The 14,256-nt window shown below is 61.3% G+C and carries 13 protein-coding genes; 3 read left to right on the plus strand and 10 right to left on the minus strand.

The features are described from left to right. Complete coding sequence (gene qcrB, locus ACWA1U_RS12600; RefSeq protein ID WP_463722521.1) at window positions 1-1,686, plus strand: cytochrome bc1 complex cytochrome b subunit; 1,686 nt, start codon at window positions 1-3, stop codon at window positions 1,684-1,686. A gap of 71 nt (window positions 1,687-1,757) precedes the next feature. On the opposite strand, the gene ACWA1U_RS12605 is transcribed toward qcrB, so the two are convergent. From ACWA1U_RS12605 to ACWA1U_RS12630, 6 genes are all read right to left on the minus strand, one after another. After that, window positions 1,758-2,540, minus strand: coding sequence for a GntR family transcriptional regulator (locus ACWA1U_RS12605; RefSeq protein ID WP_463725039.1), 783 nt, complete (start codon window positions 2,538-2,540; stop codon window positions 1,758-1,760). Between the two features lie 154 nt (window positions 2,541-2,694). Next, the gene (locus ACWA1U_RS12610) at window positions 2,695-3,096 is read right to left on the minus strand and encodes a cytochrome c oxidase subunit 4 (RefSeq protein ID WP_463722522.1); all 402 of its coding nucleotides are present in this window, start codon (window positions 3,094-3,096) and stop codon (window positions 2,695-2,697) included. 3 nt (window positions 3,097-3,099) lie between these two features. Then, window positions 3,100-4,824 (minus strand): aa3-type cytochrome oxidase subunit I, encoded by a 1,725-nt coding sequence (gene ctaD / locus ACWA1U_RS12615; protein ID WP_463722523.1) that lies wholly within the window; start codon window positions 4,822-4,824, stop codon window positions 3,100-3,102. Between the two features lie 4 nt (window positions 4,825-4,828). Next, a complete protein-coding gene (gene ctaC, locus ACWA1U_RS12620) occupies window positions 4,829-5,710 on the minus strand; it encodes an aa3-type cytochrome oxidase subunit II (protein WP_463722524.1) in 882 nt (293 codons plus the stop codon). A gap of 214 nt (window positions 5,711-5,924) precedes the next feature. Beyond that, a complete protein-coding gene (locus ACWA1U_RS12625) occupies window positions 5,925-6,308 on the minus strand; it encodes a HesB/IscA family protein (protein ID WP_463722525.1) in 384 nt (127 codons plus the stop codon). 218 nt (window positions 6,309-6,526) lie between these two features. Then, window positions 6,527-7,930, minus strand: a complete 1,404-nt coding sequence (locus ACWA1U_RS12630) for a M20/M25/M40 family metallo-hydrolase (RefSeq protein ID WP_463722526.1) — start codon at window positions 7,928-7,930, stop codon at window positions 6,527-6,529. 102 nt (window positions 7,931-8,032) lie between these two features. Here ACWA1U_RS12630 and ACWA1U_RS12635 point away from each other — a divergent pair, with 102 nt between their 5' ends. After that, the gene (locus tag ACWA1U_RS12635) at window positions 8,033-8,611 is read left to right on the plus strand and encodes a DUF3043 domain-containing protein (RefSeq protein ID WP_463725040.1); all 579 of its coding nucleotides are present in this window, start codon (window positions 8,033-8,035) and stop codon (window positions 8,609-8,611) included. A 21-nt stretch (window positions 8,612-8,632) separates the two neighbouring features. Here the strand turns inward: ACWA1U_RS12635 and ACWA1U_RS12640 are convergent, their stop codons facing one another. After that, window positions 8,633-9,697, minus strand: a complete 1,065-nt coding sequence (locus ACWA1U_RS12640; protein WP_463722527.1) for a quinone-dependent dihydroorotate dehydrogenase — start codon at window positions 9,695-9,697, stop codon at window positions 8,633-8,635. Window positions 9,698-9,765: 68 nt separating this feature from the next. On the opposite strand from ACWA1U_RS12640, the gene ACWA1U_RS12645 reads away from it, so the two are divergent. Continuing rightward, window positions 9,766-10,827: an alpha/beta hydrolase gene (locus ACWA1U_RS12645; RefSeq protein WP_463722528.1), complete on the plus strand. Its 1,062-nt coding sequence runs from the start codon at window positions 9,766-9,768 to the stop codon at window positions 10,825-10,827. On the opposite strand, the gene ACWA1U_RS12650 is transcribed toward ACWA1U_RS12645, so the two are convergent. The 3 genes from ACWA1U_RS12650 to leuA all read right to left on the minus strand — a co-directional run bounded on the left by ACWA1U_RS12650 (window position 10,809) and on the right by leuA (window position 14,150). Then, window positions 10,809-11,603: an isoprenyl transferase gene (locus ACWA1U_RS12650; RefSeq protein ID WP_463722529.1), complete on the minus strand. Its 795-nt coding sequence runs from the start codon at window positions 11,601-11,603 to the stop codon at window positions 10,809-10,811. The two genes, ACWA1U_RS12645 and ACWA1U_RS12650, sit on opposite strands and share 19 nt — an antisense overlap. Further along, a complete protein-coding gene (recO, locus tag ACWA1U_RS12655; RefSeq protein WP_463725041.1) occupies window positions 11,600-12,352 on the minus strand; it encodes a DNA repair protein RecO in 753 nt (250 codons plus the stop codon). The genes ACWA1U_RS12650 and recO overlap by 4 nt, the downstream gene beginning before the upstream one ends. A gap of 61 nt (window positions 12,353-12,413) precedes the next feature. Next, a complete protein-coding gene (leuA, locus tag ACWA1U_RS12660; protein ID WP_463722530.1) occupies window positions 12,414-14,150 on the minus strand; it encodes a 2-isopropylmalate synthase in 1,737 nt (578 codons plus the stop codon). Between the last annotated feature and the right edge of the window lie 106 nt (window positions 14,151-14,256).

The raw sequence follows: 14,256 nt of genomic DNA on the forward strand, positions 1-14,256 counted from the left end.
ATGAGCAGCTCGGCAGCAGGGCAGGAGTACCAGCCCAAAACAAGCGTCGGCAGGATCACCAACTTCGTGGACACCCGCGTTGGCGGATCTGCGATTGTCAAGGAATTCGGACGCAAGATTTTCCCCGACCACTGGACTTTCATGTTCGGAGAGGTTGCGCTCTATTCATTCGTAATCCTCCTGCTCTCGGGTACGTTCCTCACATTCTTCTTTGACCCGTCGATGGCAGAGACCCACTACGACGGAAGCTATGTACCGCTTCGCGGCATTGAGATGTCCATGGCGTATGCCTCCTCGCTCGATATCTCGTTCGATATTCGTGGCGGACTGTTCATGCGGCAGGTCCACCACTGGTCCGCGCTCCTGTTCGTAGCAGCGGTTTCAGTGCATATGCTTCGAGTGTTCTTCACAGGAGCCTTCCGCCGCCCGCGCGAGCTGAACTGGGTGATTGGTGGGGTTCTACTCATTCTTGCGATGGCTGCAGGCTTCACCGGATACTCGCTCCCCGATGATCTGCTCTCAGGTAACGGACTGCGAATTATCGATGGCGTCATCAAGTCGATCCCGGTTATTGGCACCTACATCAGCTTCTTCCTCTTCGGCGGGGAGTTCCCCGGAACGGTCATCATTCCGCGCCTGTATGTCCTGCACATACTTCTGATCCCTGCGCTGATCCTGCTTCTGATCGCGATTCACCTCTTCCTCGTCGTCGTGCACAAGCACACGCAGTTCCCCGGCCCAGGCCGCACCAACGAGAACGTGGTGGGTTACCCGGTCGGGCCCGTATATGCAGCGAAAGCCGGCGGATTCTTCTTCATCGTGTTCGGGATCATCGCAGCTATCTCAGCGGCCTTCACCATCAACCCGATCTGGAACTACGGGCCCTATGACCCCTCCCCCGTATCCGCGGGCACGCAGCCTGACTGGTACATCGGCTGGGTTGACGGCGCATTGCGGCTGATGCCGGGTTCGATAGCCGGATTCCCGTTTGAGTGGGAGATCCCCTTCTTCTGGGGCGTCAACACCCTTTCCCTGAATGTGCTGGTACCCGCCCTGGTGCCCGCTGGCATCGTGTTCACGCTTCTGTTTGCGTGGCCCTGGATCGAAGCCTGGGTCACCAAGAACCGTCGTGAGCATCACCTGCTCGACCGTCCGCGGAACGCCCCTACCCGCACCGGTATTGGTGTAGCTGGCGTGGTGTTCTACTGCGTCATGTGGGCAGCAGCGAGCTCCGACCTCATCGCAACCCACTTCATGGTCTCGTTGAATGACGTGACGTATTGGCTTCGGGCGCTCTTCTTCATCGGCCCGGTTCTGGGCTTCGTCGTTGCGCGGCGTATCGCACTCGCGCTTCAGCGCAAGGACCGCGAGATTGTGCTCCATGGTCGTGAGACGGGACGCATTGTCCGGTTGCCCCATGGTGAGTTCATCGAGGTCCACGAACCCGTGGACGAGTACAAGCGCTACAAGCTGACCAGCTTTGACTCGCCTCAGGCTCTTGCTGCTGAAGCGGATGTCAACGGCCACGTCTCGAAAAATGAGAAACGCCGTGCATGGGCGTCGCGGATGTTTTTCGAGGACCGTGTGGCTCCCGTAACCCCGGCGGAGCTGGAAGCGGCTCATTCCCACGGGCACCACGGCGAGATTGCCAGCGAGCACGACAAAGCATCGATCTCAAGCCACTAGCAGAAGCTGCTTCACGTACTAAGGACCGGGTCGCACCGATTGGTGTGGCCCGGTCCTTTGTGCGTGAAGGATCAGGTGTGGCGCTTAGGGCTGTAGGTTCTCGGGGTGCGGACCCCCGGACGTTGTAGCGGCACCCAGAGCTTGTACCTGTCCGCCCGGTAATAGGAGACAGAGTAGTCCACCATGGCTCGCGCAACGTAGGCGTGGCGCTGGATCTTCAGGAGCGGTGCGCCCATCTCGACATTCAGCAGCCGGGCAATGGCCGGAGACGCTGCTGTAGCCTCAATGGTGTCCTCCCCCCACTCCATGACCAGTCCGAACCGCTCACTCAGCACGTTGTACAAAGAGGTGGGTGGCTCGTCGTCAAGAATTCCCGGCACCCTGATTGCAGGAATGAAGTTCTCGTCGACGCTCATGGGTTCGCGGTCCGCTAGGAGCTGCCGCCTGAATCGGATGACCGGCGCACCCTGCTCGATCTGCAGCTCCCGGGCAAGGTGCGGTGTAGCAGGTGTTTGTTCAAAGCTCAGAACGCGGGCATCGGGGACCATGCCCCGCCGGTGCATTTCCTCACTATAGGACGTGAGCTTCACCTGAAGGTCGAGTTTGCTGTGGGCAACGAACGTTCCGAGGCCTACTACCCTTTCGAGGACGCCCTCCGCCACCAAAGCATCAATTGCATGGCGCACAGTCATCCGGGCTACTCCGAAGTGCTCGGTGAGCTTCCGTTCGGAGGGTATGGCTGTACCAGGCTCTGCATGTTCCAGGATGTAGACCCGGAGTAACTCACGCAGTTGTACATGCTTTGCGCCCTTGCCGTCCAACGCCGATTGCAGGCTTTGGAGCTGATCCTTCATGCGCTCTCCCAGCGTCGGCTTGATCAGGGACTTCGTTGCCCACCGGCTCATTCTATTGTGCGCGCGTACGTACCGGAGGAAACCAACAAGGCTCTGCATACAAAAGAGGTTCCGCACTCACCGTGCGGAACCTCTATACGTAGTGCGACGTAGCCTAGTGGGCGTGGTCACCGCGGCTGTACTCGAAGACCCAGCCGACGAGGGCGATCGCAGCAAGGCCCGCTGCAATGTACAGAATCCACCAACCCACAGCCAGTCCGAGGAAACCCCCGGCAGCTGCCAAACCGAGTACCAAAGGCCACCAGCTCCACGGGCTGAAGTGGCCCTGCTCGCCTGATCCCTCATGGATTTCAGCATCGAGCCGGTCCTCCGGGCGGAGCCCAACCCTGCGTCCGGTGAATCCCAGGTAGAAGCCGATCATGCCAGCCAGACCGCCCACCAGGAGGATACCGAGGATGCCTACCCACTCCGACCAGTTGGTCAGGAAGCCGTAGATCAGCGCTACGGGGACGAAGAACGGCACTCCCCAGAAGAACAGACCAGTTTCGACCTTCATGGATCAAGCGTCCTTTCTATCGGCTGCACCGAGGACAGCTCCTGCGGCTGAATCGTTAGGCGTGTGCCATTGTGCCAGCTCAGGATGGTGAAGGTCCAAGGCCGGCCGCTCGGAGCGGATTCGTGGCAGGGAGGTGAAGTTGTGGCGCGGCGGCGGGCAGGAAGTTGCCCACTCAAGGGAAGCGCCGAAGCCCCATGGATCATCAACCTCAACTTTGACCCCATTGCGCCAGGTGACGTACACGTTCCAGAAGAACGGAATCAGGGACGCACCGAGGACGAACGAAGCGATCGTGGAAAACTGGTTCATCGCAGTGAACATGTCTTCTGGCAAGTAGTCAGCGTAGCGGCGGGGCATTCCGATGACGCCAAGCCAGTGCTGAATGAGGAAGGTTCCGTGGAAGCCGATGAACAACATCCAGAAGTGGATCTTGCCCAGGCGCTCATTCAGCATTTTTCCGGTCCATTTGGGCCACCAGAAGTAAAATCCCGCGAACATCGCGAACACAACGGTTCCGAAGACCACATAGTGGAAGTGCGCCACCACGAAATAAGTGTCAGAGACGTGGAAGTCGAGCGGAGGCGAGGCGAGGATGATGCCCGTGAGGCCACCGAAGAGGAACGTCACGAGGAATCCGATGCTCCACAGCATGGGTGTCTCGAACGTGATTGAACCCCGCCACATGGTTCCTATCCAGTTGAAGAACTTCACCCCGGTGGGAACCGCGATGAGCATCGTCATGAAGGCGAAGAACGGCAGCAGTACGGCGCCGGTGACGTACATGTGGTGTGCCCACACGGTCACAGACAGCGCTGCGATGGCGATTGTCGCGTAGACAAGACCCTTGTATCCGAAAATCGGCTTGCGGCTGAAGACTGGGAAGATTTCCGAGACGATGCCAAAGAACGGCAGCGCGATGATGTAGACCTCGGGGTGTCCGAAGAACCAGAAGAGGTGCTGCCATAGAATCGCTCCCCCATTGTCGGGGTCAAATATATGTGCGCCGAATCGACGGTCCGCACCGAGCGCGAAAAGCGCTGCTGCGAGCGGAGGAAACGCCATCAGCACGAGGATTGCTGTCACCAGCGTGTTCCAGGTGAAGATCGGCATGCGCCACATGGTCATTCCGGGTGCACGCATGCAGATGATGGTCGTGATGAAGTTGACGGCGCCCAGAATGGTGCCGAAGCCTGACAACGCCAGACCAAATACCCATAGATCCCCGCCCACGCCCGGCGAGAAGGTGGTGTTCGACAATGGTGCATACGCGAACCACCCGAACGAGGCAGCACCCTGCGGTGTGATGAACCCGGACACGGCAATGGTGCTACCGAAAAGGAAGAACCAGAAAGCCAGTGCGTTCAGACGGGGGAACGCGACGTCTGGAGCGCCAATTTGAAGCGGCATCACAACGTTGGCGAAGCCGGCGAACAGCGGCGTAGCGAACATCAGCAGCATGACCGTGCCGTGCATCGTGAACAGCTGGTTGTACTGCTCCTTGGTTTGCAGGATCTGCATTCCAGGTTCGAACAGTTCAGCCCTGATGACCAGCGCCATGACACCGGCAAGGCAAAAGAAAACGAATGACGAGATCAGGTACATGTACCCGATGGTCTTGTGGTCGGTGGATGTAATCCAACTGACTACGATCCGCCCCTTGGACCGGGGAACAACGCGCGGTGCAACGATGGTGCCCGCTTCCTCTGCGGTGTACTCGTAAGTCGACATCTAACTATTCCGTCCCGATCTGTTCGTCCGTGCTGCCTGGGCTCTCGCCCTCGACTTCCTGCGGGTTGCGGTCGTACTCTTCGCCAAGTTGCCCGTCTTCAAGCGTCTCAAGGTGCGCCTCGTACTCCTCCTCGGAAACGACGGCGACGTTGAAGAGCATCTCGGAGTGGTACTCGCCGCACAATTCAGCGCACTTGCCCTCGAAGACACCTTCGCGGGTAGGGGTAAGGGTGATGTAGTTCTCCCGCTGCGGAATCATGTCGCGCTTCTGCAGGAAGGCGGGGATCCAGAAGGAGTGGAGCACATCGCGGGCATTGAGCCGGAACTCGACTGTTCTGTCCACGGGCAGGTACAGGGTGGGCAACGTTTCGGGAACGCCGGGTTCGCCGTTTAGTTGGGCCTGTACGCCGGAGTCGTACTTGTCTTCAAGCACGTAGTTGAAGTCCCACGACCACTGCTTGCCGCGTACATCAATGATGACGTCAGGGCTTTCCACGCGGGCGTCTATTGCCTGCTGGTCCCGATCGGTGAAGTAGAAGAACACCAGCACCATGAAGAGCGGGATGGTCAGATAGAACACTTCGAGCGGAAGGTTGTAGCTGATCTGGCGTGGGTAACCGGTCTCATTACGACGACGGCGGTATGCCACGATGCACCAGATGATCAGGCCCCACGTAATGACACCTACGATCAGCGCAGCGATCCACGAATTGACCCAAAGGTCAATGATGCGGCCGGTGTGGTTGGTGTTGTCGCGTTCAGCAGGCAACCAACCCTTTTGGACTTCCGATGAACAACCAGACAAAAACAGCGCAGCCACTACTACGAGGCTTGAGACTTTGAGAACTCTTGCGCGTCGGCTGCCGGTTCGGTCCTGCGAACTCACAGACGGCCCTTCCTTTGCTTACGTGCGGTGCCACCCTTGGCGGCAACCTCTCCCGTGCACACCTCAATTACCGATTTGTGAATCGGGAATCTTGGCGCACTTTCAGTTTTACTACTCACTGTAGAGCTTACCCGCAACGGCGGCCATCATGTGACAGCAAAGCCTCCGCCGGTTCCCGTTTCGGGGACCGGCGGAGGCCTTGTTAAGGTGCGTGCTAGTGGAAGGAATCACCACAGGCGCAGGAGCCGCCCGCGTTCGGATTGTCGATGGTGAAACCCTGCTTGGAAATGGTGTCCTCGAAGTCAATCGAAGCGCCAGCAAGGTAAGGAACGCTCATGCGGTCAACGATCACCTCGACGCCGTCAAAGTCCCGAACCGCGTCACCATCAAGGACTCGTTCGTCGAAGTACAGCTGGTAAATCAGACCCGAGCATCCACCGGGCTGCACCGCGACTCGAAGGCGCAGATCGGTCCGGCCCTCCTGTTCCAGCAAGCTGCGGACCTTGCCTGCAGCGACATCGGACAGGGCGACCTCGTGGACCGGCAGTTCGCTTTCGGCAGCCGCTCCGGTGGTCGCTTCACTCGTTGATGTGCTCATATGCGTTCTCCTTAGATCTGTGCCCACGGCTCTGCGGGGCCGTCAAGTTCATCTCCGGCTCCACGGATGGACTGCCGGCACCTTCCGGCGCCGTCCACTTCCATGGTACGTGCATCACTTGTCAGCGCTCACCTCTATAACGACTACGGGCGCGGGATCATTCCTACGGGTAACCGACCCTATCTACGCGAACCACCTTGCGCGAGGGCCAGCCGAACCTACCGGCTGGCAGAGTTGAGGCGGGCGAGAAGCAGCGCCTCCGCCAGGACCGCGCACTTGAATTCCTCAAGGTGGAGCGACTCATTGGCGCTGTGGGCCCGCGAATCGGGATCCTCAACGCCCGTCACCAGAATCTCGGCAGCCGGGTAGACCTCGGTCAGGTCAGCGATGAACGGAATTGACCCACCCATCCCTGTTTCCACCGGTTCCGTTCCCCACGCCTCCCGCAACGCCCACAGCGCGGTTTGGGCCGCAGGGTTTGAGGTATCCGTAGCAAATGGGAGGCCGGATTCGCCAGGGGTAAAGCTCACAGCTGCTCCGAACGGTGCGTTTCCCGCTACGTGCCGCTCCACGGCGGCCATCGCCTCCTGCGGGTCCTGTCCAGGTGCAAGGCGCAGGCTGAACTTCGCCCGTGCGGAGGGCAACAGGGTATTCGAAGACACAGCAACGCTTGGGGCATCGATTCCGATGATCGACAGCGCGGGCTTCGTCCACAGACGCGACGCTATCGACCCGGAGCCTGCAAGCTGCACGCCGTCAAGCACCGACGCATCTGCCCGGTAATCGGCTTCCGGATAGTCGAGGTTGGTGGAGTCCTCGGCGACAAGGCCCTCAATTGCCACGTTGCCGTCGTCGTCGTGCAGTGTCGTAATAAGGCGCGCCAACAAAGTGGGCGCGTCAAGGACCGGACCGCCGAACATCCCTGAATGAACGGCATGCTTCAGGACACGCACCTCGATTGTCCCGTCCACCAGCCCGCGAAGGCTCGTGGTGAGCGCTGGGACACCAACCTTCCAATTGCTGGAATCAGCCACGACGATGACGTCCGCCCGGAGCAAGTCCCGGTACGTCTCGAGGAAGCGGCGGAAGGTGGGCGATCCGGCTTCCTCCTCCCCCTCAATGAAAAGCGTTACTCCGACTCCGAACTCGGCTCCAAGGACTTCCTGCACAGCGCGGAATGCGCCGACGTGAGCCATCACGCCGGCCTTGTCGTCGGCTGCTCCCCGCCCGTACAGCCGTCCCTGGCGTTCCTGCGCTGTGAAAGGCTCGCTCTCCCACAGTTCCCGCTCCCCCGGAGGCTGAACGTCATGGTGCGCATAGAGGAGAATGGTCGGCTTCCCCGGTGCGGCTGGCTGGCGGGCGACGACGGCGGGGCCTCCTGGGGTGCCGTTGTTGTCCACACGAAGGATACGGACGTCTTCGATGCCGAGTGACCGGACGAGAGCAGCGACTGCTTCGGCGCTGCGGTCGAGTTCGGCGGGGTCGAATGCTTCCCAGGCGATGCCCGGGACGGCCACGAGGGACTTTAGCTCGTCAATGGTCTGCGTGAAGGACGCGTCTACGCTGCGCCGCAGGGCGGCAACAGTGGTTTCCGGCAGTGCTTCTGTGGATAGCTGGTTCATAATCCGAGCCTACACAGCACCGGCGCGGGGCTTCCGTGGACAGGTAAACCTGTTGGGGCCAAAACGTCAGTGCGTACTGCCCCCGACAGGTATCCTTGGATGGTGTTTGGACGAAAAAAAGATACCGCCGTTGTCGATTCCCCAGTGCTCCCCGTTGACGAGGCGCGGACAGTCGGCAAGGGCGCTCCCACGCCCAAGCGAAATGCCCAGGTGGCCGCACGCAAGCGGCCCCTCGTACCGAATGACCGCAAGGCAGCCCGCGAGGCAAGCCGGCTCGCGAGGCGCGAAGAGCAACTCAAAATGCGCCGCGCATTGGACACGGGTGAGGAACGCTACCTGCCCCTCCGCGACAAGGGGCCCGCCCGGCGGTTCATCAGGGACTACGTCGACGCCCGCTTGAACGTTGCTGAATTCCTGATGTTTGCGGCGTTGCTTTTCGTGGTCATCAGCTTCATCCCTTTCAGTGCCATACAGGCGTATGTACTGGTGTCCTTCTGGGTGATCCTCGCGGTCGTGGTTATTGACTGCATCATTCTCCGTTCGAAGCTAAGGAAACGCCTGACCGAGAAATTCGAAGGACCCGGCCGCGGGGATCTGTGGTACGCCATCTCCCGGGCCATGCAGATCCGACGGATGCGTTTGCCGAAGCCTCAGGTGAAGCGCGGAGCCTACCCCGCCTGACCGCTTACTCGACGGCAGTAATCACGAACGTCGGAGCAGGTCGCGGTTGATCTTCGCCGCCCAGAACGGCCCCTCGTAAAGGAACGCCGTATACCCCTGCACAAGGGTTGCTCCAGCTTCGAGGCGCTCCGCTACGTCGTCCGCTGTTTCCACTCCCCCGACGGCGATGAGGGTAAGCGATTCCCCGCCCGCCTGTCGCAGGCGCTTCAGCACCTCAAGCGAACGCGCTTTCAGCGGTGCGCCGCTCAGTCCCCCAACACCGCAGGCCATGACTGTTTCGACATCCGTTGCCAGTCCTTCGCGGGTGATCGTTGTGTTGGTCGCGATGATCCCGTCCAGCTTCAGCTCAAGTGCGAGGGCCGCAACCTCATCGATGTCGTCGTCGCTGAGATCCGGGGCAATCTTGACGAGCAGCGGAACGTGGCGACCCGCGCTCCCGTCAGCAGCATTCCGCACGGCAGTGAGGAGGGGTCTGAGCGAACGCACGCTCTGCAGGAGGCGCAGCCCGGGGGTGTTCGGTGAGCTGACGTTCACAACCAGGTAGTCGGCCACGGGAGCCAGCGCGGCGGCTGAAACACGGTAATCGGCGACGGCGTCGCGCAGGTCGATATTTTTGGTCTTACCGATGTTCACGCCGATAATCGGGCGCCTGTCAGGGTAGCGGCGTTCCAGCGTGCGCCGTGCGGCGGCTATGCGCGGCGCCACGGCAGCCGCGCCGTCATTGTTGAAGCCCATTCGGTTGATGACAGCGCGGTCTTCAACCAAGCGGAAGAGGCGGGGCTTGGGGTTGCCTGGCTGGGCCTGGCCGGTGATCGTTCCGATCTCGATGTGCCCGAACCCCAGGTCCGTGAGGGCAGCGATACCGTGGCCCTCCTTGTCGAACCCGGCCGCCAGGCCGAACGGCGACGGGAAGGAAAGCCCAAGCGCCGTCGTCGTAAGCTTCGGTGACGGGCGGGTCAGCCTGCGAAGGCCGGCTCCGGCGGGCGTCCTGCCCACCCAGCGAATGGCGGTGAATCCGATGCGGTGTGCCCGCTCCGCGTCCATGCCGCTGAAGACGAGGCGGAAGAAGGCAGGGTAAATTCGCATGATCCAAAGTTGCCACGCCCCCCGCTCCTTCTCCAACTTGATCCGTGTGAAGTCGATACGCTCGACCCATGGGCATCACTTGGCAACCGGATCACCTGGGTGACGGATTTGCGTTGGCAGAGCTGGACGTCGGGAACGACGACGAGGGTCCCTGCATCGCCACGCTCGTGTCCTATACGAGTGCCCCTCCGCAGTCCCCCACCCCGTTTCGTGACGCCGTCCGTGCCTTCTTCGCAGGGGCAAGGAGACCGGCACCTGTTTCAGGGCAACCCGCGGTGCTCTACGTCCATGGGTGGAGTGACTACTTCTTCCAGCATGAACTCGCCCGGTTCTTCACCGACCGCGGCATCGCTTTCTATGCGCTGGATCTTCGGAAGTACGGACGCAGCCTTCGTGAATGGCAGACGCCCGGCTACGTGTCGGATCTCACCGAATACGATGCCGACATAACGGCAGCGCTCGAAGCGTTGCGCGGGGATCTGGCCTCGAAAACCGGTGAATTACCCGGAAGCATCACCTTGATGGCTCATTCAACCGGTGCCCTTGTGGCGTCGCTGTGGGTCAACCGGTTCCCCGGCGAGGTCGACAGCCTGATCCTGAACAGTCCCTGGCTCGACACTCAGGGCAGCGCCCTGCTGCGGACCACTACGCAGGGGCTGCTTGACCCCATCACGCGGTTCCGCCCCAAAGCGCGTCTGAAACTGCCGGAGTTCGGGTTCTATTGGCGAAGCATCAGCAACCTCGCAGACGGCGAGTGGGACCTGAATGAACTGTGGCGGCCACAATACGGCTTCCCCATCCGCGCGGGATGGTTGACGGCGGTGCTCGCGGGCCACGCCCAGGTTCGGCGCGGCCTGCGGATCGGGGTGCCGGTGCTCGTGCTTGCGTCGGCGCAGTCCACGATCAGCCCGGTGTGGAATGATTCGATGCTCTCAACTGACAGCGTCCTGGACGTGACGGTCATGACCCAACGGGCACTTCAACTGGGTCCGCACGTGACCGTTTGCCGGTTCGACGGCGCCCTCCACGACACGCTGCTTTCCTCGCCTCCGGTCCGGGCCAGGGTCTACGCAGCCCTGGACCAATGGATCGGATGCTACGGGGTTCGGCCTCAGCGCACTTCTGACTGATCGACGGCGCCGCCGTAGCGCCGGTCGCGGGATGCGTACTCCTCGACAGCACGCCATAGGGTGCGCCGGTCCACATCCGGCCACAGGACGTCCATGAACACCATCTCTGCGTAGGCTGCCTGCCACAGCATGAAGTTGGATGTCCGTTGCTCGCCCGAGGTCCGGAGAAACAGGTCGACGTCCGGAAGGTCGGGCTCGTCAAGATACCGCTGAACAGTCTTCTCCGAGACCGAGGACGCCTTCAGCCTGCCTGCGGCCACGTCCTCCGCTATGGCACGCGCAGCATCAGCGATCTCAGCCCGTCCGCCGTAGTTCACGCACATGGTCAACGTGCAGGTTGAGTTGGAGCGGGTGTGTTCCTCGGCAATTTCCAGTTCGGAGATCACCGACCGCCAAAGGCGTGGGCGTCGTCCGGCCCATCGGATGCGCACGCCCCACTGGTTCAGCTGATCCCGCTGACGGCGCAGCACATTGCGGCTGAATCCCATGAGGAATCGTATTTCCTCAGGTGACCGTTTCCAGTTTTCGGTGGAGAATGCGTACACCGAAACATGCTGGACGCCGATGTCGATTGCTCCTGCGATGACATCCAGGAGGGCCGCTTCTCCTGCTCGGTGGCCCTCGGTGCGGGGTAGTCCGCGCTGGTTGGCCCACCTACCGTTGCCGTCCATGACGATCGCCACGTGGGCAGGAACCAACTCCTTGGGCAGCGACGGCGGCCGCTCACCGCTCGGGTGGGGCGGTGGCAACACCGGAAGTTTCTGGGGATGGGTCACACACGCTCCACATGCTTGAAGGACTTCACTACTTTTTCCAGGTGCCACTGTACGTAGGCGGCAACCAGCCCGGCACTTTCCCGTCGGGCGGTATCTTCGGAACCATCAGCCGCCTGCCAATCACCGGACAACAGCGCTCCGAGGAGAGCCATGGCGCCTGGCGATGGCGATGCGGAACCCGGCGGACGGCAGGTGGAACAGACTGCACCGCCCAGTGCTGCCGCGAACGCTGAGTGCGGCCCGGCAGCACCACACCGCGCGCAATCGGTGAAGCTGGGAGCCCATCCGGCCGTGGCGAGGGCTCGCAGGAGGTAGGAATCGAGGATGAGTTCGGCTGGATGAAGCCCGCGGCTAAGCGCTGACAAGGCGCCGATGACCAGCGCGTACTGCGCGCCGGCAGACTCCCCATCCGCGTCAGTGAGCTTTTCTGCCGTTTCAGCAATCGCTGCGGCCGCCGTGTAGCGTGCGTAGTCGGCAGCGATGCCGTGACCATAAGCACCGCGCGTTTGCGCCTGGGTAACGACATCGAGTGTGCGCCCCGACACCAACTGGAGATCGACTGTCATGAATGGTTCAAGCCTGGCGCCGAACTTGCTGCTCGTCCGACGGACTCCTTTGGCGACAGCGCGTACCTGACCGTGCTCGCGGGTGAGCAACACGATGATGCGGTCGGCTTCTCCGAGTTTGTAGGTGCGCAGCACAACACCCTCCGCCCGGTAGGTGCGCGCTGCATATGATCTGGCCACAATCCAGTTTCCCACCAAGCGCCCGGACGCAGGGCACGGCGCGCCTTGCGTCCGGGCAGGACGGCTAGTCCGCGTCCCTGATGGCACGGTTGACGGCGGAGATGACTGCCTTGAGCGATGCCATCGTCGAGTTCGAGTCGATGCCAACACCCCACAGCACGCGCTCCCCAACCGCACATTCCACATAGGCTGCCGCGCGGGCGTTACCGCCCGAGGACAGAGCATGTTCCGTGTAGTCGAGCACGCGAACATCGACGCCATCCTGGCCGAGAATGGCGACAAGTGCGTCGATCGGGCCGTTACCCTGCGCGCTGCGCCGCTGCTGCAATCCGTCAATCAACAGGGTGGCGGTGAGGTTGAACAGTCCGTCCTCGGCCGTGTCGGTGTTGGTGGAAGTCAACGCGTAATGACCCCATGCCGGTGATCCGGCCCGCGCTGGCAGGTACTCGTCCTGGAAGGCGCTCCACAGTTCGGCACCGCTCACCTCACCGCCTACGGTGTCCGTACGCTTCTGGACCACCCCGGAGAACTCGATCTGCGCGCGGCGAGGCAGGTCCAGGCTGTGTTCATGCTTGAGCAGGTAGGCGACGCCGCCCTTGCCCGACTGGGAGTTGACGCGGATCACTGCTTCGTAGGAACGGCCGATGTCCTTCGGATCAATCGGAAGGTAGGGGACCGCCCAGGGAATGTCCTCTACCGTCCGGCCCGCCGCCGCGGCGTCAGCCTCCATCCGCTCGAATCCCTTTTTGATTGCGTCCTGGTGCGACCCGGAGAACGCCGTGAACACCAGGTCGCCACCATAGGGAGAACGCTCGGCAACATTGAGCTGGTTGCAGTACTCTGCGGTCCGGCGGATGTGGTCCATGTCAGAGAAGTCGATCTGCGGGTCGATACCCTGTCCGTAGAGATTCATTCCGAGCGTCACGAGATCCACGTTTCCGGTCCGCTCGCCGTTTCCGAAGAGGCACCCCTCAATGCGGTCGGCGCCTGCCAGGTAACCGAGCTCCGCAGCAGCCACCCCTGTCCCCCGGTCATTGTGCGGGTGCAGGGAGAGAATGATGTTCTCCCGATTGTCCAGGTTGCGGCACATCCACTCGATGGAGTCGGCGTACACGTTCGGAGTCGCCATTTCGACGGTCGCGGGCAGATTCAGGATCATCTGCCGGTCTGCGGATACCTCAAAGACCGTGGCAACCTCGTTGGAGATGCGGGCGGCGAACTCCAGTTCGGTACCTGTGAAGGATTCTGGCGAGTACTCGTAGGTGATCTGTGTGTCACCCATGTTTTCCTCGAACTTGCGGCACAACCGCGCTCCGGTCAACGCAATGTCCACGATGCCGTCCATGTCCTGGTTGAACACGACGCGCCTCTGCAGGACGGAGGTCGAGTTGTACAGGTGAACGATTGCACGGTCCGCACTCTCGAGGGACTCATAGGTGCGCTCGATCAGGTGTTCGCGCGCCTGGGTAAGGACCTGGATGGTGACGTCATCCGGAATCCGGTCGCCCTCAATCAACTGGCGGACGAAGTCAAAGTCAGTCTGCGACGCCGATGGAAATCCGACCTCGATCTCCTTGTAACCCATCTTCACAAGGAGGTCGAACATTTTGTGCTTGCGCTCCGGGCTCATCGGGTCGATCAGCGCTTGATTACCGTCCCGCAGGTCCACGGCGCACCATCGCGGAGCTTTCGTAATGATTTTGTCCGGCCAAGTGCGGTCGGGGAGCTGTACGGTGATCTGATCCTGGAACGGGACGTACTTGTGTACGGGCATTCCAGAGGTTTTCTGTGTATTACGCATGACTGTGTGGGCCTTTCCATTAGAGCTTCTTAAGCACTGGCAACAAGTAATGGTTTGGCCGGCAACACAGACTCCGCGACGGGGGTTCGGCCTGGGACTGATTGGT

It is taken from the genome of Arthrobacter sp. TRD_SC_6, assembly GCF_055361185.1.